The organism is Caulobacter sp. AVps16, from assembly GCF_058681455.1.
In genome coordinates this window covers 2530399-2548537 of sequence record NZ_CM178739.1, presented here as the reverse complement: position 1 = coordinate 2548537, position 18139 = coordinate 2530399, and the positions used below count along the sequence as shown (strand labels likewise).

The window sequence follows — 18139 nt, the reverse complement described above, 5'->3', positions numbered from 1 at the left end:
CACACTCAAAATCCGCTCTCCCCGGCTTTCGCCGGGGAGAGCGGGGAAGGGGGAGGCGCTAAGCCGCTTCCTTCGCCTTCTTCTTCTCAAACCGCATCGCCCCGTCATCGACCCGGCCCATCTTCAGGGCCATCAGGTCGAGTGCATAGTTCTGATAGGCCTTCCAGGGCTTCTTGACGCCCTGCTTGGGGAACTTGGCCATGGCCCGCTGGACGTAGCCGGACGAGAAGTCCAGCCAGGGTTCGACGTCCATGCCGGCCTCGTCCTGGCGGGCCACGCAGGTGTCCAGACCATTGCGGGCCATGTGGTTGATCAGCTTGCAGACATACTCGCTGGTCAGGTCAGCCTTCAGGGTCCAGGAGGCGTTGGTATAGCCGAAGGCCGAGGCCAGGTTCGGCACGTCGCTGAACATCATGCCCTTGTAGCTCATTGACTGGGACAGGTCGGCGACCTTGCCGTCAACCACCAGTTCCATGCCGCTGAGCAGTTGCATCTGCAGGCCCGTGGCGGTGACCACCACATCGGCGTCGAGGGTCTTGCCGGACTTCAGTTTCAGGCCGGTCGGGGTGAAGGTCTCGATATGGTCCGTGACCACCGAGGCCTTGCCGCCCTTGAGGGCGTCGAACAGGTCGGCGTCGGGCACCAGGCACAGGCGCTGGTCCCAGGGATTGTAGCGGGGCGTGAAGTGGGTGGCGACGTCGTAGTCGGGCCCCAGATGCTCGCGCACCAGACCAATAAGCCTCTCCTTGGTCTTTTCCGGCTTGTTGCGGGCGATGTTGAAGAACAGCATCTGCATCAGCACGTTCTTCCAGCGCGTGATGCCATAGGCGGTCATGGCCGGCAGCTTGGACCGCAGCCAGTTGGCGATGCCGTCCTCGGCCGGGCGCGAGACCACATAGGTCGGCGAGCGCTGCAGCATGGTGACGTGGCTGGCGGTCCTGGCCATTTCCGGCACCAGGGTGACGGCCGTGGCACCGCTGCCGATCACCACCACCTGCTTGCCGGCATAATCGAGGTCCGAGGGCCAGTGCTGCGGATGCACGATCCGGCCGCCGAAGCTTTCGACCCCGGCAAACTCGGGCGTATAGCCGGCGGCATAGTCGTAATAGCCGGCGCACATATAGAGGAAGCTGCAGCTGACGCTGACGCTCGTGCCCTGATGCTCGGCCTCGACGGTCCAGGTGGCGGTCTCCGACGACCAGCTGGCCCGTTTGACGTGATGGCCGTAGCGGATCTTCTTGTCGATGCCGTACTCGGACGCCGTTTCACGCACATAGTTCAGGATCGAGGGGCCGTCGGCGATGGCCTTGGCCTCGCGCCAGGGCTTGAAGGAGTAGCCGAGGGTGTACATGTCGCTGTCAGAGCGGATGCCCGGATAGCGGAACAGGTCCCAGGTGCCGCCGATCGCCTCGCGGCCTTCGAGAATGGCGTAGGTCTTGCCCGGGCAGTTGGCCTGCAGGTGATAGCCCGCGCCGATACCGGACAGGCCCGCGCCCACAATCAGTACGTCGAAGTGCTCGGTCGCCATGCCGTGTCCCGTCCCTGGTGCATCGGTCCGGCTGTCCCGGACGCCTTGTTATCTGATCAGCGTTCACCAACAAACGACCGTTTTGACTCAGCGTCAACCGCGACACGCCTGCGCCCTGTCGGTTTTCATTGCGCACGGTCATCGGTCGCGCGTATTGCGGGGCATGTCCCTGCGCGATTTCGGTGTCCTGATCCTGATCTGCCTGGTCTGGGCGGGCAACAACATCATCTCGAAGATCGTGGTCGCTCACTGGGGCGTGCCGCCCCTGGCCTATGCCGCCGTGCGGTTCGGACTGGTGGCCCTGGTCACCCTGCCATGGCTGCTGCCGGCCCCGCGCCCGGTGTGGCGGCTGGTGCTGGTGGCCCTGCTGATGGGGGCAGGCAATTTCGCCCTGCTGTTCATGGGCTTCAAGACCGCCTCGCCCTCGGCGGCCTCGGTGATCATCCAGCTGGGCGTGCCGTTCACGACGATCCTGTCGGTCATCATTCTGGGCGAGCGCATCCGCTGGAAGCGCGGCCTCGGCATTGCGCTCACCCTATCGGGCGCGGTGGTGGTGATGTGGAGCCCGCACGGGCTGGAGCTGTCGGCCGGCCTGTGGCTGATCGCGGCGGCGGCCTTCACGGGCTCACTGGGCGCTGTGATGATGAAGCAGATGGAAGGCGTGCGGCCCCTGCAGTTCCAGGCCTGGGTCGGCTTCTCGTCGGTCTGGCCGCTGCTGGCCCTGAGCGGCCTGACCGAGCCTGGCGCGGCCGGTGCGGCCCTCAATGCCGGCTGGCCCTTCGTGGCGGCGGTGGTGTTCTCGGCCCTGGTGGTCTCGGTGGTGGGCCACACGGCCTATTACGGCCTGATCCAGAAGTACGAAGCCAATCTGATTGCACCCTTGACCCTGATGACACCGCTGATGACCATTGGCCTCGGCGTGCTGATCACACATGACCATTTCGACCTGCGCATGGGCATAGGCACGGCCCTGGCCCTGTTTGGCGTGCTGATCATCGCCCTGCGCAAGAACCAGGTGATGCCGTTATTGATGCTGATGAGGAACCGCATCCAATGAGCCTGCCCCTCATCGAGGCCCCGTCGCCCAATTTCGACGCCCGCAAGGCCGTGCCCGACTGTGTGATCCTGCACTATACGGGCATGGAGACCGGCGAGGCCGCGATCGAGCGCCTGCGGGATCCCGAAGCCAAGGTCTCGGCGCACTACTGTGTCGAGGAAGACGGCCGCATCTTCCGCCTGGTGGCCGAGGAGCGCCGCGCCTGGCACGCCGGGGCGGCCTTCTGGAAGGGCGTCAAGGACATCAACTCGGCCTCGATCGGCATCGAGATCGTAAATCCCGGCCACGAGTTCGGCTATCGGCCGTTCCCGGACGCCCAGATCGCCGCGGTGATCAACCTGCTGGCCGATGTGCGGTCGCGCTGGATGATCCCGGACTCGCGGATTCTCGGCCATTCCGACATCGCTCCGGCCCGCAAGATCGACCCGGGCGAGCTCTTCCCCTGGAAGCGCCTTGCCGAAAGCGGTCACGGCCTGTGGATCGAGCCGCCCCCGTCGCCCGGCGCGCCCCTGGGCGAGGGCGAGGAGGGCACCGGCGTTTTTGCGCTGCAGGCCGGCCTGACCCGCCTGGGCTATGACTGTGCCCCGACCGGCAAGTATGACGCCTGGACCACCACTGTGGTGAGCGCCTTCCAGCGCCACTGGCTGCAGACCCGCTTTGACGGCATCGCCGACGGCGAGACCCGGGCGCGGCTCGTGGGGCTTCTGAGGGCCGGGGACTGATGCATCCGGCCAGGCTGTTCAGGGTCGAGGACAGGGCACCGCTGCTCGCCTTCCTGCGCGCCCATCCCTTCGTGACCCTGGCCGCCAGCGTCGGCGGCCGCCCGATGATCGCCCAGGCCCCGGTCGTGGTGCGCGAGATCCACGACGAACTGGTCGTCGACTTCCACCTGTCACGGGCCAATGCCCTGGCCCCGCACCTCGTCCAGGGGTTCCGGGCCGTGATGCTGGCCACCGGCGAAGACGCCTATGTCAGCCCCGACTGGTACGAGAGCGCCGACCAGGTGCCGACCTGGAACTATCTCTCGGTCGAGGCCGAGGGCTCGGTGGCCGTGCTCGACGAGGCCGAACTGATCGCCCAGCTCGACACCCTGTCCGAGCAGGAAGAGGCGCGCCTCGCCCCCAAGCCCCTGTGGACCCGCCACAAGATGGCCCCGGGCAAGTTCGAGGCCATGCTGCGGGGCATCATCGGCGGGCGACTGTTCGTCGACCGGCTGGAAGGCACCTTCAAGCTGTCGCAAAACAAGTCCGAAGCCGACCGTCTCGGGGCGGCCAGGGGGTTGGGCAAGCACCCCCTGGCGAAGATCATGCGTCAGGCTGGGTCCTGAGGCGCAGCGCCCGGCCGGGGGCGGCTCAGGGCCGAGCCGGGTTCGCCTCGCAGAAGCGCACAATGGCGTCGAAGACACGCTGCGGATCTTCCAGCTCGGGCGTGTGACCCAGGTCCTCAAAGGTCACGCAGGCCGCATCCGGCCGCAGGCGCTGGATGGAATGCGCATTGCCGGCGGGGTGGGAGCGATCGGCGGCCCCCCAGATCGACAGCAGGGGCTGGTCAGGGCAGGGCAGCTCGACCTCGGGGTCCATGTAGCACTGGTAGGCGCTGGCCAGAGACCATTGGGCGCCGTGCTGGAAGGACCGCTCGGCACACCGGCAGAGCTCGCCGATCATCGCCGTCTTGCCCACGGAGAGTGCGTACCAGTCAGGCATGCGTTTCGGGGCCATGCGGCGCATGGCGACATGGCCCAGGATCGGCGTCGCCAGAATGCCCTTGGGATCCCGGGCGGCCTTCCAGACCCTGAAGGCCGCGACATCGCCGGCCTGCAGCAGGGTCAGGCGGGAGACGAGCTCGGGATGGCGCGCGGCAATGTCGACGGCGGCATGACCGGCGACGCAGGAAAAGGCCAGGATGGCGTCGGGCCCGGCCACGGCCTGCAGGAAGATCGCCAGGTCATCATGGGTTTCGCGGAACCCGAAGCGATAGTCCCCGGCCGCGGCCGAGAAGCCCATCGCCGGCAGTTCAAACGCAATCACGCGGAAGCGCTGGGCGAAGGTCGCGATCAGGGCGTCATAGACTTCCAGCGTCATCGGCGGATCGACGCTGAAGACGATCGTCGGGCCCTGGCCGGCCTCGCGATAGCGGTACTGCACCTTGGGCGACCGGAAGAACCGGATGCCGTCCGAGGCGCTGGCCGGCCAGCCTTCGCGATGTCGGCGCATGCGGTCGGCGGCACTCGCCGTATCCAGGCGCGTGGCCAGGCGATTGAGCGTCCCGGTCATGGCTGGCGCGCCGCGTTGCGGTTGGCGATGAACAGCGCGACGCAGGTCAGGACCAGATAGCCCTCGATCGCCAGATGGCGCGCCACGATCGAGGCTGCGGCCCCGGTCTGGTGGGTCAGCCAGGCATCGCCCAGGGGCAGGATGAGGGCCGCGACCGCCGTCCAGAACAGGGCGCGCAGATCCCGCCGGACCAGGAAGATCGCCACCAGCGCCGCGACGAAAGCGGTGCGCAGGGCATAGACCTGCACCCAGGCTACAGCGTCGGCGCCGCTGACCGGTACGCCGTAATAGGTGGCAAAGCCGGTCGGATCAGACAGGGCCCGGGCCACATTGACCGCCTGCAGGAGCGCCAGCGGAACGGACAGCCAGAAGCCGAAGGTCCGCAGGACGGATCGGCGGGATGAGGATGGGTTTGCGGTCATGGTGTCTCCCTATGGACGGGAAGACTAGCGGGGCGATCACCACCTGGACGCTTGAGTTTCTGCCCATATAGGTGAATGAATTTCACTCATGAAACGTGATGGTCCCAGCTTTGCCGCACTGCGGATCTTCGCCGTGGCGGCGCAGCGGCAGAGTTTCCGCGATGCCGGCCAGGAGCTGGGCCTGACGCCCTCGGCGGTCAGCCACCAGGTGCGGGCCGTGGAGGACTGGGTCGGCGCGCCCCTGTTTCTGCGCCAGGTCCGGCAGGTGCGGCTGACACCGCTCGGCGAGACCCTGAGCGAGCGACTGTCGCAGGCCTTCTTCGACATCGACACCGCGCTCGGCCAGGCCAGGCGCCAGTCCGTCGCGACGCGGCTGCGCATCGCGGCCCTGCCCCTGTTCACCAATGTCTGGCTGGTGCCCCGGCTGGCGCGGTTTGAAGCGCTGCACCCGGACCTTTCCCTGTCGATCGACACCGATGCGCGGGTGGTCGATCTCGAGAAGGGCGAAGCCGATATCGCCATCCGCAATGTTGCGGCCGTGACCACCGGCCTGTTCGGGCACAAGCTGCTGGACCTGCGGGCCACGCCGCTGTGCACGCCCGGGATGGCCGAGACGGTGCAGGTGCCCCAGGACCTCGCCCGGGCCACCCTGATCGACCTGAGCGTCGGCCGCGCCGGCTGGCCGGAATGGTTCGAGGGGGTCGGTTGCCCGGGCCTGAAGCCCGCCCGCACCCTGACCTTCGACAATGTCCCTTCCGCGATCGACGCCGCAGCCCAGGGACGCGGCGTGCTTCTGGGCCTGCTGCCCCTGGTGCTCGATGCGCCGAACGCCAGCCAGCTGGTCGCGCCCCTGAAGCATCCCCCGGTGGATGCGGGGGCCTATTTCGTTGTCTGCCGCAAGGCCGACCGCGCCAGCGCCACCGTCCAGGCCTTCATGACCTGGCTGATCCGGGAGATGAAGGCGGATGCCGTCCGCCTGCGGCGACTGGAGCGCGAGCGGCTGACGTGAACGCCCTCACCGCGGCCCCGGAAATCAGATGAAAAGTTGACCTCCGCCCCGTCCCCCGTCAAACACCCTCCCGGACCAGACGGTCGGGCGGTCGCGGTCCTCGCAAGAGGGTCGAGGAAAGTCCGGGCTCCACGGTGACAAGGCGGTGGGTAACGCCCACCGGGAGCGATCCCAGGGATAGCGCCACAGAAAGCAAACCTCCTCCCTTTCGAGGGCGGGAAGGGTGAAAGGGTGGGGTAAGAGCCCACCGCGGACCTGGCGACAGGGACGGCATGGCAAGCCCCGCCTGGAGCAAGACCGAATAGGGACCCCGCGTCGACCTCGCGTCGACTAGGCCGTCACTGGCTGAGTAGGGTTCGGGTAGGTCGCGAGAACCGTCCAGCAATGGACGGTCCAGAGGAATGATCGTCGCAGTCTCGTCCTTCGGGGCGAGGGTGGCACAGAACCCGGCTTATAGACCGTCTGGTCCGTCTCTTCCGTCCCCGGAAGAGACGGGTCGTCCACACCCTCACCGTTTCCGAGTCCTGAGGCCTTGCCGCGCCCGGACCTGACGGCCTCCAACACTTAATAGTTCTCTGTATGTTCTGTTGATGGCTTGTGATTTCCTGTCACGAGGTGGTGCGACATCTTTGTTTTCGCGGCAAAATGCCCGTCGGTGTCATTGTTTCCCAATTCATCCCATGTTAACCCAGTTGCATCGGGCAGCCTTGGGAAGGCGCGCCCGATCCGGGGTTTTAGAGGGGTTGGGCGAGGTGTTCCTCTCGACGTTCGAGAAGCAGGTGGACAGCAAGCGGCGCATCGTTGTGCCGCAGGACTTCCGCTCGGCGATCTCGGGCCCCTTTGACGGCGTGTTCTGCTTCCCCTCGATCGAGGCCGATTGCCTGGAAGGGGGCGGAAAGGCCCTGTTCGACCGCTATCTGGGCGTGATCGAGGAGCTGGAGTTCGGCGACCCGGTCCGCACCGCCCTGGAGACCAGCGTCCTGGGCGGCATGGCCAGGCTGTCATTTGATACAGCTGGTCGCATTACGCTTCCCGATCACCTGTGCGAGATGTTCGGCCTGAGTGATTGGGTGACTGTCGTCGGTATGGGTGAGCGTTTTCAGATCTGGTCGCGGGAGGCCTTCCAGGCCCATCGCGCCGCGCAGCGCGAGCTGGCCCGCGAGGGTCTGGCCGCCCTGCGGGTCCAGCAGCGCACGTCCCGCCTGGGTGGCGCATGACCGAAGCGGCACCCCACATCTCTGTCCTGCTGGACGAAGTGGTCGAGGCCCTGGCGGCCGGGCCCGGTGACACCATCATCGACGGCACCTTCGGGGCCGGCGGCTATACCCGCGCCATCCTGGCCACCGGGGCCAGTGTCGTGGGCTTCGACCGTGACCCGGCCGTGCAGCGCTTCACCGAAGGCCTGCCGACCGACCGCTTCCGCCTGATCCAGGACCGCTTCTCGCGGATGGCCGAGCATTTCGAGCCGCAGTCGGTGGACGGCGTGGTGCTGGATATCGGCGTCTCGTCCATGCAGCTGGACGAGGCCGAGCGCGGCTTTTCGTTCATGCGCGACGGTCCGCTGGACATGCGGATGAGCGATACGGGCCCGACCGCCGCCGATCTGGTCAATGGCCTGGACCAGGTGGAACTGGCCCGCATCCTCTATGTCTATGGCGAGGAGCACGCCTCGCGGCGCATCGCCAGCTTCATCGTGCGCCGGCGCGAGGAGCGCCCGTTCGAGCGCACCCTGGACCTGGCCCATGTCATCGAGCGCGCTCTCGGCGGCCGCAAGGGGGCCAAGGTCCATCCGGCCACCCGCTCGTTCCAGGGACTGCGGATCGCGGTCAATGAAGAGCTGGCCGAGCTGGAGGCGGGTCTTGCCGCTGCAGAGCGGATCCTCAAGCCCGGCGGCCGGCTGGCGGTGGTGAGCTTCCATTCCCTGGAAGACCGCATCGTCAAGAATTACCTGGCCGAACGGGCCGGGCGCACGCCCGGCGGCTCGCGCCATCTGCCCCAGGCCCCGGCCGGAGCCCCGTCCAGCTTCCAGCTGATCGCCAACAAGGCCATTGCGCCCAGCGAGGCCGAACTGGCCGTCAATCCGCGCGCCCGCTCATCCAAACTCCGCGCCGCCCGCCGCACGGACGCGCCGATCTGGGTCGCGGCCTCATGAGCGTCGCGGGCCTGTTCAATCGTCGGGTTCGCGGGTTTCGGGTGGTCGAGGTGGTCGGCATGGGTGTGCTGCTGACCCTGGTCACCGGCGTCTATCTGGCCAAGACCGTCGCGGGTCGCGAGCGCAACGAGATCGCCCGCATCGAACGGGAGATCGAGGATGAGCAGGCCCGCAAGCGTCTGCTCGAGGCCGAGGTGGCTCACCTGGAACAGCCGCGCCGCATCGAGGCCCTGGCCATCGCCATGGGCCTGCAGCACATTCCGGCCCCCCGCGAGACCACCGAAGACGCCCTGGTCGACGTGGCCCGCCATCATGCCGCGCCGGCCCCGGTCGACCTGTCGCCGGCGACCGTGGCCCCGGACGCCCTGGCGGCCGATGCGCCGGAGCCGGTTCCCGCTGATCCCCCAGTTGCGGGGCCGACGCGATGAGCCTGGCCAATCTGGGACCTTCTGGCTTTCAGCCCGGCGCCTGGCGCTGGCTGATCGAGCGCGTCTGGCGGCTGGAGCATGCCTTTGAGCGTTCGCGTGCCGCCGCCAAGCCCGAAGACGACACCCGCATCCGCATCTTCTTCGTCATGGCCTTTTTCGGCCTGTGCTTTGTCGGTCTGGGCCTGGGAGCGAGCTTCTCGGCCCTGTTCGCCCATGTCGGCCGCGGCAATGGATTCCTGGCCTCGACCGAGGGCGCGCGCGGCGACCTGGTCGATCGCGACGGCCGCCTGCTGGCCGTCGACCTGACCCACTACGCCCTCTATGTCGATCCGCGCGAGGTCTGGGACAAGGCCGAAGCCCGTCGCGCCCTGGGCAAGGCCCTGCCGGAAGTGCCGGCCAAGCGCCTGGACAAGGTGGTCTTCGGTGACCGCCGCACCTTCCTGCTCGGCGGCCTGACCCCGGAGCAGAAGGCCAACATCTTCGATCTGGGCCTGCCGGGCATCTCGTTTGAGGAACAGGGCCGGCGCATGTATCCGCTGGGGGCCACGGCGGCCCATCTGGTCGGTTTTGTCGACAGCGGCGGACGGGGTCTGGCCGGGGCCGAGCGGGCCCTCGACAAGCCGATCCGGCTGGCAGCCGGCGGTGGAGGCCCCACGGCCCTGTCCATCGACATCCGCGTCCAGGCGGCCCTGGAAGACGAGCTGCGCAAGGCCGCGATCGAGTTCCAGCCGCGCGGCGCGGTTGGTCTGGTGACCAATGTCCACACCGGAGAAATCCTCGGCCTGGCCAGCTATCCCGACTTTGATCCCAACAAGGCCGGGACCGCCACCGACGACCAGAAGCTGAACCGGGCGGCCGGGTCGGTCTATGAGATGGGCTCGACCTTCAAGGCCTTCACCGTGGCCATCGGTCTCGACACCGGCGTGGCCACCCCGACCTCGACCTTCGATGCCCGCGAGCCCTACAAGCTGGGCTATCGCACCATCCATGACTATCACGCCGCCAAGGCGATCCTGAACCTGGTCGAGGTGTTCAAGCACTCGTCCAATATCGGTACGGCCAAGCTGGCGGTGGGGGTCGGGGCCCAGCGCCTGAGCCAGTACTTCAACAATCTGGGCCTGACCAAGCCGGCCAAGGTCGAGCTGCTGGAGTCGGCCCGGCCCCTGACGCCGCGCAAGTGGAACGAGGATGCGGTGGCCTCGACCTCGTTCGGCCACGGCATGAACGTCACGCCCCTGGCCCTGGCCGAGGCCATGGGACCCCTGCTGAACGGCGGCACCCGTCCGCCCCTGACGATCCGCAAGCTGCCCCAGGGGGTCCGCCCCGAGGGGCCGCGGGTGCTCAGCGAGGAAACCTCGCAGCAGATGCTGCGGATCATGCGCGCCAATGTCATTCCGGGCGAGGGCGGCAGCGGCGGCAAGGCCGACGTGGCCGGCCTTTCGGTCGGCGGCAAGACCGGCACCGGCGAGAAATATGACCCGGCCCTCAAGGCCTATAACCACCAGCGTCAGGTCTCGTCCTTCGCGGCTGTGTTCCCGACCGAGGGCCCGCTGGAGGCTGACCGCTATTTCGTGCTGATCCTGCTGGACGAGCCCAAGGGCAATGCCCGCACCTTCGGTTTCTCGACCGGCGGCTGGGTGGCGGCCCCGGCGGCCGGCCGGGTGATCGAGCGCATCGCGCCGTTCGTGGGGATCCGCCGCAAGGCCGAGATCGTGAGCGTCGCCAATTCGACAACTGCCAACCCGGGGACGGGCCTGTGACCAAGACGCTTTCCGACCTTCTGCAGCGCGACCTGGCTGATAATCCGGTGATCACCGGCGTCACGGCCGACAGTCGCAAGGTCGGGCCCGGAACCCTGTTTGCGGCCCTGCCCGGAACCAAGGTCGACGGGGCCAGCTTCGCCCCCGGGGCCATTGCCGCCGGTGCGGCCGCCGTCCTCGGCCCTGTGGGCATGGAGACCTTCTCGGTCCCGACCGTGAAGGTCGAGGATCCGCGCCGGGCCTATGCCCTGGCCTCCGCCGCCTTCTGGGGCCGCCAGCCGCCGGTCTGCATCGCCGTGACCGGGACCAACGGTAAGACCTCGGTGGCCGGCTTCTGTCGCCAGATCTTCGCCAGGCTCGGCCACAAGGCCGCCAGCATGGGGACCCTGGGCGTGGTGGTCAGCGGCCCCGGCGTCGCGGACCAGCAACTGACCCCGCCCGGCCTGACCACCCCCGATGCGGCCGACGTCGCCGAGATGATGGCCCGTCTGGCCGCCGACGGCGTCACCCACCTGGCGGTCGAGGCCTCGTCGCACGGTGTCGATCAGCGCCGGCTGGACGGCGTCACCCTGTCGGCCGCCGGCTTTACCAACTTCACCCAGGATCACCTCGACTATCACGGCTCGATGGAGGCCTATCGCGAGGCCAAGCTGCGCCTGTTCGACACCCTGCTGCCGCGGGGCTCCACGGCCGTGCTCAACAGTGACAGCGAGGCCTTCGGGGTCTTTGCCGCCAGTGCCGTGACCTCCGGCCAGAGCGTGTTCTCGGTCGGCGATGACGGGCAGGGGCTGAAGCTGGTCTCGCGCGCCCTGGCGCCGCACGGCCAGATCCTGACGGTCGAAGCGGCGGGCCAGACCTATACCATCGACCTACCCCTGGCCGGGGGCTTCCAGGCCAGCAATGTGCTGATCGCTGCCGGCCTGTGCATCGCGACCGGCGAAGATACCGCCGCTGTCCTCAAGGCGCTGGAGAGCCTGGAAGGTGCGGCCGGGCGGCTGCAGCGGGTCGGGCGCGGAGCGCGGGGCGGCGAGGCCTATGTCGACTATGCCCACACCCCGGACGGATTGGAGACCGTCCTGGACGCCCTGCGGCCGCACACCACCGGCAAGCTGATCGTGGTGTTCGGGGCCGGCGGTGACCGCGACCGCGGCAAGCGGCCGCTGATGGGCGAGATCGCCGCGCGCCTCGCCGATGTGGCCATCGTCACCGACGACAATCCGCGTTCGGAGGACCCTGCCACGATCCGCGCCGCCATCCTCGAGGCCGCGCCCGGCGCGACCGAGATCGGCGACCGCCGCGCCGCCATCCGCGCCGCCGCCGCGCAGATGGCCGAGGGCGACGTGCTGGTGGTTGCCGGCAAGGGCCACGAGCAGGGCCAGCTGGTCGCCGGGATCAACCATCCGTTCGATGACGTCACCGAAACCCTCGCCGCTCTGGAGGCCGCCGATGTCTGAGCCTCTCTGGACCGCAGACGAGATCGCCGCGGCCACCGGCGGCCGGGTCGCCGGGGACTTCGTCGCCACCGGCGTCTCGATCGACAGTCGCAGCCTCTCGCCCGGCGACCTGTTCGTGGCCCTGACCGGTGCCCGCGACGGCCATGAGTTTGTCGTCCAGACGGCCGACAAGGGCGCGGCCGGCGCTCTGGTCTCAAGGCCGGTGCCGGTGCCGGCCGTTCTGGTCGAGGATACCTTCCGGGGCCTGGAACGCCTGGGCGAGGCGGCCCGGCTGCGCGCCCCCCAGACCCGTCGCGGGGCCGTGACCGGCTCGGTCGGCAAGACCAGCGTCACCCGCGCCATCGAGGCCGGCCTGCGCCTGGCCGGCAAGGCCCATGCCTCGGTTAAGTCGTACAACAATCATCTCGGCGTGCCCCTGACCCTGGCCCGCATGCCGCGCGACACCGAACGCGCCGTGTTCGAGGTCGGCATGAACCACGCCGACGAGATCACCCCGCTGTCGCGCTTCATTCGTCCGCACGCCGTGGCCATCACCACGGTCGGCCCGGTGCATCTGGAAAACTTCGCCGACGGCGAGGCAGGCGTCGCCCGGGCCAAGGCCGAGATCTTTGCGGGCCTTGAGCCCGAGGGCATTGCGGTCCTGAACGCCGACAATCCCTGGTTCGACCTGCTCAAGGCCGAGGCCGAAAAGGCCGGGGCGGCGATCTGGAGCTTCGGCACGGGCGAAGGTGTCACGGCGCGCCTCACCGGCTTTGAGGCCCATGCGACCGGCGCGGTCGTGTCCATGGTGCTGCGCGGCGAGGCCATCGACTTCCCGATCCTGCAGACTGGTGTCCACTGGGGCCCCAACAGCCTGTGTGTGCTGCTGATGCTGGAGGCCCTGGGCGTTTCGCGCGAGGTCGCGCTGCAGGCCCTGGCCGCCTTCGAGCCGATCGAGGGGCGCGGGGCCGAGGCCGTGGTCCGGATCGACGGGGGTTCCTTCACCCTGGTCGACGAGAGCTACAACGCCAATCCGGTCTCGATGCAGGCGGCCCTGAAGACCCTCGGAGCCCGCAAGGTCGAGGGACGGCGCATCGCCGTCCTGACCGATATGCTCGAACTGGGCGAGGGCAGTGCCGAGTTTCACGCCGGGCTTGCAGAGCCCCTGGAGGCCGCCGGGGTCGATCTCGCCTTTCTTGCAGGCGTCCACATGAAATCACTGTGGGAGGCGCTTCCGCCGACTCGGCGAGGCGGCTACGCGGAGGTTACCGAAAAGTTAACGACGACGCTGACGGCTGCGATCCGGCCGGGCGACGTGGTGGTGGTGAAGGGGTCGAATGGCTCCAGGGCCGGCGATCTTGCCAGGGCCCTGGCGGCGCTTGATCTCGGGGGACGGGGCTGATGCTGTATTTTCTCTATGAATGGCTGGCGCGCGGGCAGGAGCACGTGCCGCTGCTGAACCTGCTGAAGTACCTGACCTTCAGGACCGGCATGGCGATGCTGACCGCCTATATCGTCGCCGTGGCCATGGGCTCGCGCTTCATCCGCTGGATGAAGGCCAAGCAGGGCAAGGGCCAGCCGATCCGCACCGACGGCATTGCCCGCCACGTCACCGAAAAGGCCGGCACCCCGACCATGGGCGGGTTCATGATCCTGGCCGGCCTGTTCGTCGGGGCCATTCTGTGGGCCGATCTGAGCAATATCCATGTCTGGGTCGTGCTGCTGATCACCGGCAGCTATGGCGTTCTGGGCTTCATGGACGACTATGCTAAGGTCACCAAGCAGACCACGGCCGGCCTCTCCAGCGTCCAGAAGCTGATCGCCCAGTTCGCCGTGGCCATCATCGCCGCCGTCCTGCTGATCCTGTTCGCTCCGCGTTCGGAGATGGCCCCCGGCATGGAGACCAGCCTGGTCTTCCCGTTCTTCAAGACCCTGGTGATCAATCTCGGCTGGTTCTATGTGGCCTTCGCCGCTGTCACCATCGCCGGCTTCTCCAATGCCGTGAACCTGACCGACGGCCTCGACGGCCTGGCCATCGTGCCGGTGATGATCGCCGCCGCGACCTTCGGCCTGATCACCTACCTGGTCGGCAACTACAAGTTCGCCGACTATCTGAACCTGCACTTCGCGCCCGGCGTCGGCGAGCTGGCCGTGCTGTGCGGCGCGATCATCGGCGGGGGCATGGGCTTCCTCTGGTACAATGCCCCGCCGGCGAAGATCTTCATGGGCGACACCGGCTCCCTGGCCCTGGGCGGCGCCCTGGGCGCGATCGCCGTCTGCTCCAAGCATGAACTGGTGCTGGGCATTGTCGGCGGCCTGTTCGTGGCCGAGGCGCTCAGCGTCATCATCCAGGTCGGCTACTTCAAGAAGACCGGCAAGCGCGTCTTCCTGATGGCCCCGATCCACCACCATTTCGAAAAGCTGGGCTGGGCCGAATCCACCGTCGTGATCCGCTTCTGGATCGTGGCGATGATGCTGTCCTTCATCGGCCTCGCCACCCTGAAGCTGCGGTAGGGAGACCTGTCATGATCCCCGTCCGTGGTTTCGAGGGCAAGACCGTCGCGGTGTTCGGCCTGGGCCGCACCGGCCTGACGGCGGCGCGCGCCCTTGTCGCCGGCGGCGCCCATGTGGCGCTGTGGGACGAAAACCCCGCCAGCCAGGACGCCGCCCGGGCGGAAGGCTTCAAGGTGGTGGATCTACGCTCGGCCGACTGGAGCCATTTCGCGGCTCTGATGCTGTCGCCCGGCGTGCCCCTGACCCATCCCCAGCCGCACTGGACGGTGAAGATGGCCCGCGACGCCGGGGTCGAGATCCTCGGCGACATCGAGCTGTTCGCTCGCACGGTCAATGCCGCCCCGCCGCACAAGCGGCCCAAGATCATCGCCATCACCGGCACCAACGGCAAGTCGACGACCACGGCCCTGATCGGCCACCTGTGCGCCTCGGCCGGTCGCGACACCCGGGTCGGCGGCAATATCGGCACCGGCGTGCTGGGCCTGGACGACATGCACGGCGGCGCGGTCTATGTGCTGGAACTGTCGTCCTACCAGCTGGATCTGACCAGCAGCCTCAAGGCCGACGCCACGGTGCTGCTCAACATCTCGCCCGACCACCTGGACCGGCACGGCGGCATGGACGGCTATATCGCCGCCAAGCGCCGGATCTTCCTCAACCAGGGCAAGGGCGACACCGCCATCATCGGCGTCGATGATCCCTGGTGCCAGCAGATCTGCACCGAGATCACCGCCGCCAACCGCCGCACCATCTGGCCGATCAGCGCCGGCAAGGCCATGGGCCGGGGCGTCTATGCCCTGCAGGGCGTGCTCTATGACGCCACCGGCGACCGGGTCACCGAAATGGCTGACCTGCTGCGGGCCCGCAGCCTGCCGGGCCGCCACAACTGGCAGAACGCCTGCGCCGCCTACGCCGCCGCGACCGCGATCGGCATTCCGGCCCAGGACGCCGTCGAGGGGCTCCTGACCTTCCCGGGCCTGGCCCACCGCATGGAGACGGTCGGCACGCTGGGCCGGGTGCGCTTTGTCAATGACAGCAAGGCCACCAATGCCGACGCCGCCCGCCAGGCGATGAGCAGCTATCCCAAGTTCTACTGGATCGCCGGCGGCGTGGCCAAGGCCGGCGGCATCAGCGAACTGGCTGACCTGTTCCCGCGCGTGGCCAAGGCCTATCTGATCGGCGAGGCCTCCCTGGCCTTCGGCCAGACCCTCGAGGGCAAGGCCCCGATCCGCCACTGCGCCTCCCTGGAGATCGCCACGGCGGCCGCCTATTCCGACGCCCTGGACAGTGGCGAGGACGCCATTGTCCTGCTCTCGCCAGCCTGCGCCTCGTTCGACCAGTTCAGCGACTTCGAAGCCCGCGGCGAGGCGTTCCGCTCGGCGGTCGAGGGGCTGGGGAAGATCGGGGCCAAGGCGGGGTAGGGGGCGTCCTTGACCTGTCTTTCGAAGCTAAACCTATTCTCCCGTCATTCCCGCCCTTGTGGCGGGAACCCCTGATTCAGCTGAACCGTGAAGCGCCGGCGAAGTGCGCGCGCACTTCGCCCCTCCCGCACCTGCGGCGGATAGAGGGGTTCCCGCCACAAGGGCGGGAATGACGGTGAGTTATGGCGTTGGCGGGGCGTGACTAGACGACCCGCCTGACCCCCACGATCGCCACCGGCGGGTTGATCATCTGGCCCTTCATGCTCGGGTTCTGCGGCACGCCGTCGGTCTTGGAGGCGAGGATCTTCTTCACCACGTCCATGCCCTTGACCACCGTGCCGAAGGCCGCGAAGCCTTCGTTGTCGCCCTTGCCGCCGGGCTTGGCGTCGAGATAGGCCATCGGGCTGGCGCAGATGAAGAAGTCGGCCGTGGCGCTGCCGGGCTCGTTGCGGGCCATCGAAATGGTGCCGGTCTTGTGTTTGATCCCCGTCATCCGGGTGCTCTCGTGGGCGATGGGCGCGAAGCGGCGGGTGCGGATCGAGGGGCCGGCCTGGATCGAGCCATTGGCCGGTGCCCCCTTGGACCGCGAGGCGCGATAGAAGCTGCCGCCGTCGAACTTCTTCTTGTCGACATAGCGCAGGAAGTTGGCGCTGGTGATCGGCGCCTTCTGGTCTTCCAGCTCGACCACGATGACGCCGAGGCTGGTCTCGATGGCGACGCGGGGTTTCGGGGCCCGGGCCAGGGCGCGCAGGGGCGTGGCGAGCAGCAGGCCGGCCCCGAGCAGCAGGCCCCGGCGGGCGATCCAGGCGGTATTCATCGGTGTCCCCGGTCAGAATGCGATGGCGTCACCCTTAGCGCGCCGCCGCCGCGCCATCCACCGGCGAAAAGCCCGCAACCATTCGCCGCATATCCCCGGACAACAGGGGCGGCAGCAATGTTCCATTAACCCTGCGCGCCGACTCTCCGGCCATGGCCACCCAGACCACCCACGCTTTTGCCAGAACCGACCGCACTGCGATCGGCATCTGGTGGTGGACGACGGACCGCTGGCTGCTGGGGGCCACGGCGATCCTGGTCACCCTGGGCGTGCTGCTGTCCTTCGCCTCCAGCCCGGCGGCGGCCCAGAGGATCGGCATCGACGACCAGTTCCATTTCGCCCTGCGCATGTGCGTCTTCGCCAGCGCCTCGGCGGTGATCCTGCTGGGCACCTCGATGCTGTCGCCCAAGGGCGTGCGGCGGGTGGCCTTCTTCATCTATGTGGCGTCCATCGCCGTGATGATCGCCCTGCCGTTCATCGGTCACAACGCCAAGGGCGCGACCCGCTGGGTGCAGTTCGCCGGCTTTACCCTGCAGCCCTCGGAGTTCATGAAGCCGGCCCTGATCGTCCTGGTCTCGTGGATGTTCGCCGAGGGCCAGAAGGGCGAGGGCGTGCCGGGGGTCTCGATCGCCTTCCTGCTCTATGCCATCGCCGTCGCCCTGCTGCTGATCCAGCCCGATGTCGGCCAGACCGTGCTGATCACCGTCGCCTTCGGGGCCGCCTTCTGGATGGCCGGGGTGCCGATCTCCTGGATCATGGGCCTGGGCGGGGTGGCGGTGGCCGGCCTGTTCTCGACCTATTTCCTGTTCGACCACGTCCATGCCCGGGTGCAGAAGTTCCTCAGCCCCGATCAGGCCGACACCCACCAGATCACCCGCGCCGCCGAGGCCATCCATGCCGGCGGCCTGTTCGGTCGCGGGCCGGGCGAGGGGGTGATGAAGCGCCACGTGCCCGACCTGCACACCGACTTCATCTATTCGGTGGCGGCCGAGGAATATGGCCTGGTCTTTTCCCTGGCCCTGATCAGCCTGTTCGCCTTCGTGGTGGTTCGCGGCATGCTGAAGGCGATGAAGCTTTCCGACACCTTCGAGCAGGTGGCGGCGGCCGGTTTGTTCGTTCTGTTGGGCCAGCAGGCGATGATCAATATCGCCGTGAACTTGAACATGATCCCGACCAAGGGCATGACGCTTCCGTTCATCAGCTACGGGGGATCGTCGATGCTGGCTATGGGACTGACTCTGGGCCTGGCCCTGGCCCTGCTGCGCAAGCGCCCCGGCGCCTATGGCCCCTCCAGCGACTTCATGCAGGGCGGCGCGTTCCACTAA

General features: G+C 67.9%; 16 protein-coding genes, 1 other RNA gene and 1 pseudogene. 14 read left to right on the top strand and 4 right to left on the bottom strand.

Going from position 1 to position 18139, the window contains the following annotated elements; translation table 11 throughout:
- Positions 1-5 precede the first annotated feature (5 nt).
- Positions 6-1528, bottom strand: a pseudogene (locus ACW17U_RS12205) (flavin-containing monooxygenase).
- Positions 1529-1691: 163 nt separating this feature from the next.
- On the opposite strand from ACW17U_RS12205, the gene ACW17U_RS12200 reads away from it, so the two are divergent.
- Genes ACW17U_RS12200 through ACW17U_RS12190 form a run of 3 tightly spaced genes read left to right on the top strand, consistent with a single transcriptional unit; the run spans position 1692 to position 3912 of the window.
- Positions 1692-2585, top strand: a complete 894-nt coding sequence (locus tag ACW17U_RS12200) for a DMT family transporter (RefSeq protein ID WP_062144967.1) — start codon at positions 1692-1694, stop codon at positions 2583-2585.
- Positions 2582-3307 (top strand): N-acetylmuramoyl-L-alanine amidase, encoded by a 726-nt coding sequence (locus ACW17U_RS12195; RefSeq protein WP_492052727.1) that lies wholly within the window; start codon positions 2582-2584, stop codon positions 3305-3307. The genes ACW17U_RS12200 and ACW17U_RS12195 overlap by 4 nt, the downstream gene beginning before the upstream one ends.
- The gene (locus ACW17U_RS12190) at positions 3307-3912 is read left to right on the top strand and encodes an FMN-binding negative transcriptional regulator (RefSeq protein WP_492052725.1); all 606 of its coding nucleotides are present in this window, start codon (positions 3307-3309) and stop codon (positions 3910-3912) included. The genes ACW17U_RS12195 and ACW17U_RS12190 overlap by 1 nt, the downstream gene beginning before the upstream one ends.
- Positions 3913-3937: 25 nt before the next feature.
- Here the strand turns inward: ACW17U_RS12190 and ACW17U_RS12185 are convergent, their stop codons facing one another.
- Both ACW17U_RS12185 and ACW17U_RS12180 read right to left on the bottom strand, forming a co-directional pair.
- The gene (locus ACW17U_RS12185) at positions 3938-4858 is read right to left on the bottom strand and encodes an alpha/beta fold hydrolase (RefSeq protein ID WP_492052723.1); all 921 of its coding nucleotides are present in this window, start codon (positions 4856-4858) and stop codon (positions 3938-3940) included.
- Entirely contained in the window at positions 4855-5280 is a 426-nt protein-coding gene (locus tag ACW17U_RS12180) for a DUF4267 domain-containing protein (protein WP_492052721.1), read from the bottom strand. The genes ACW17U_RS12185 and ACW17U_RS12180 overlap by 4 nt, the downstream gene beginning before the upstream one ends.
- 88 nt (positions 5281-5368) lie before the next feature.
- Here ACW17U_RS12180 and ACW17U_RS12175 point away from each other — a divergent pair, with 88 nt between their 5' ends.
- From ACW17U_RS12175 to murD, 10 genes are all read left to right on the top strand, one after another.
- On the top strand, positions 5369-6289 hold the full coding sequence (locus tag ACW17U_RS12175) for a LysR substrate-binding domain-containing protein (RefSeq protein ID WP_492052719.1): 921 nt from the start codon (positions 5369-5371) through the stop codon (positions 6287-6289).
- A 75-nt stretch (positions 6290-6364) separates the two neighbouring features.
- An RNA gene (gene rnpB / locus ACW17U_RS12170) (RNase P RNA component class A) lies at positions 6365-6759 on the top strand.
- Between the two features lie 282 nt (positions 6760-7041).
- A complete protein-coding gene (locus ACW17U_RS12165) occupies positions 7042-7506 on the top strand; it encodes a division/cell wall cluster transcriptional repressor MraZ (RefSeq protein ID WP_492052717.1) in 465 nt (154 codons plus the stop codon).
- The gene (gene rsmH, locus ACW17U_RS12160) at positions 7503-8441 is read left to right on the top strand and encodes a 16S rRNA (cytosine(1402)-N(4))-methyltransferase RsmH (RefSeq protein WP_492052715.1); all 939 of its coding nucleotides are present in this window, start codon (positions 7503-7505) and stop codon (positions 8439-8441) included. The genes ACW17U_RS12165 and rsmH overlap by 4 nt, the downstream gene beginning before the upstream one ends.
- A complete protein-coding gene (gene ftsL, locus ACW17U_RS12155) occupies positions 8438-8869 on the top strand; it encodes a cell division protein FtsL (protein WP_492052713.1) in 432 nt (143 codons plus the stop codon). Before rsmH ends, ftsL begins: the two co-directional genes overlap by 4 nt.
- Positions 8866-10629, top strand: a complete 1764-nt coding sequence (locus tag ACW17U_RS12150; protein ID WP_062144998.1) for a peptidoglycan D,D-transpeptidase FtsI family protein — start codon at positions 8866-8868, stop codon at positions 10627-10629. The genes ftsL and ACW17U_RS12150 overlap by 4 nt, the downstream gene beginning before the upstream one ends.
- Complete coding sequence (locus ACW17U_RS12145; protein ID WP_492052711.1) at positions 10626-12083, top strand: UDP-N-acetylmuramoyl-L-alanyl-D-glutamate--2,6-diaminopimelate ligase; 1458 nt, start codon at positions 10626-10628, stop codon at positions 12081-12083. Before ACW17U_RS12150 ends, ACW17U_RS12145 begins: the two co-directional genes overlap by 4 nt.
- Positions 12076-13464 (top strand): UDP-N-acetylmuramoyl-tripeptide--D-alanyl-D-alanine ligase, encoded by a 1389-nt coding sequence (locus tag ACW17U_RS12140; RefSeq protein ID WP_492052709.1) that lies wholly within the window; start codon positions 12076-12078, stop codon positions 13462-13464. Before ACW17U_RS12145 ends, ACW17U_RS12140 begins: the two co-directional genes overlap by 8 nt.
- A complete protein-coding gene (mraY, locus tag ACW17U_RS12135; RefSeq protein ID WP_492052707.1) occupies positions 13464-14576 on the top strand; it encodes a phospho-N-acetylmuramoyl-pentapeptide-transferase in 1113 nt (370 codons plus the stop codon). The genes ACW17U_RS12140 and mraY overlap by 1 nt, the downstream gene beginning before the upstream one ends.
- An 11-nt stretch (positions 14577-14587) precedes the next feature.
- Positions 14588-15997 carry a UDP-N-acetylmuramoyl-L-alanine--D-glutamate ligase gene (murD, locus tag ACW17U_RS12130; protein WP_492052706.1) on the top strand — a complete coding sequence of 470 codons (1410 nt, stop codon included), beginning with the start codon at positions 14588-14590 and terminating at the stop codon, positions 15995-15997.
- 202 nt (positions 15998-16199) lie between these two features.
- Here murD and ACW17U_RS12125 read toward each other — a convergent pair whose 3' ends face one another.
- Complete coding sequence (locus tag ACW17U_RS12125; RefSeq protein WP_492052704.1) at positions 16200-16814, bottom strand: peptidylprolyl isomerase; 615 nt, start codon at positions 16812-16814, stop codon at positions 16200-16202.
- Between the two features lie 152 nt (positions 16815-16966).
- On the opposite strand from ACW17U_RS12125, the gene ftsW reads away from it, so the two are divergent.
- Positions 16967-18139, top strand: a complete 1173-nt coding sequence (ftsW, locus tag ACW17U_RS12120) for a putative lipid II flippase FtsW (protein ID WP_492052703.1) — start codon at positions 16967-16969, stop codon at positions 18137-18139.

Bases quoted from the DNA above. Each gene is read 5' to 3' on its own strand.
- ACW17U_RS12200 (WP_062144967.1), top strand. From the start codon at position 1,692: ATGTCCCTGCGCGATTTCGGTGTCCTGATCCTGATCTGCCTGGTCTGG.
- ACW17U_RS12195 (WP_492052727.1), top strand. From the start codon at position 2,582: ATGAGCCTGCCCCTCATCGAGGCCCCGTCGCCCAATTTCGACGCCCGC.
- ACW17U_RS12190 (WP_492052725.1), top strand. From the start codon at position 3,307: ATGCATCCGGCCAGGCTGTTCAGGGTCGAGGACAGGGCACCGCTGCTC.
- ACW17U_RS12185 (WP_492052723.1), bottom strand. From the start codon at position 4,858: ATGACCGGGACGCTCAATCGCCTGGCCACGCGCCTGGATACGGCGAGT.
- ACW17U_RS12180 (WP_492052721.1), bottom strand. From the start codon at position 5,280: ATGACCGCAAACCCATCCTCATCCCGCCGATCCGTCCTGCGGACCTTC.
- ACW17U_RS12175 (WP_492052719.1), top strand. From the start codon at position 5,369: ATGAAACGTGATGGTCCCAGCTTTGCCGCACTGCGGATCTTCGCCGTG.
- rsmH (WP_492052715.1), top strand. From the start codon at position 7,503: ATGACCGAAGCGGCACCCCACATCTCTGTCCTGCTGGACGAAGTGGTC.
- ftsL (WP_492052713.1), top strand. From the start codon at position 8,438: ATGAGCGTCGCGGGCCTGTTCAATCGTCGGGTTCGCGGGTTTCGGGTG.
- ACW17U_RS12150 (WP_062144998.1), top strand. From the start codon at position 8,866: ATGAGCCTGGCCAATCTGGGACCTTCTGGCTTTCAGCCCGGCGCCTGG.
- ACW17U_RS12140 (WP_492052709.1), top strand. From the start codon at position 12,076: ATGTCTGAGCCTCTCTGGACCGCAGACGAGATCGCCGCGGCCACCGGC.
- mraY (WP_492052707.1), top strand. From the start codon at position 13,464: ATGCTGTATTTTCTCTATGAATGGCTGGCGCGCGGGCAGGAGCACGTG.
- murD (WP_492052706.1), top strand. From the start codon at position 14,588: ATGATCCCCGTCCGTGGTTTCGAGGGCAAGACCGTCGCGGTGTTCGGC.
- ACW17U_RS12125 (WP_492052704.1), bottom strand. From the start codon at position 16,814: ATGAATACCGCCTGGATCGCCCGCCGGGGCCTGCTGCTCGGGGCCGGC.
- ftsW (WP_492052703.1), top strand. From the start codon at position 16,967: ATGGCCACCCAGACCACCCACGCTTTTGCCAGAACCGACCGCACTGCG.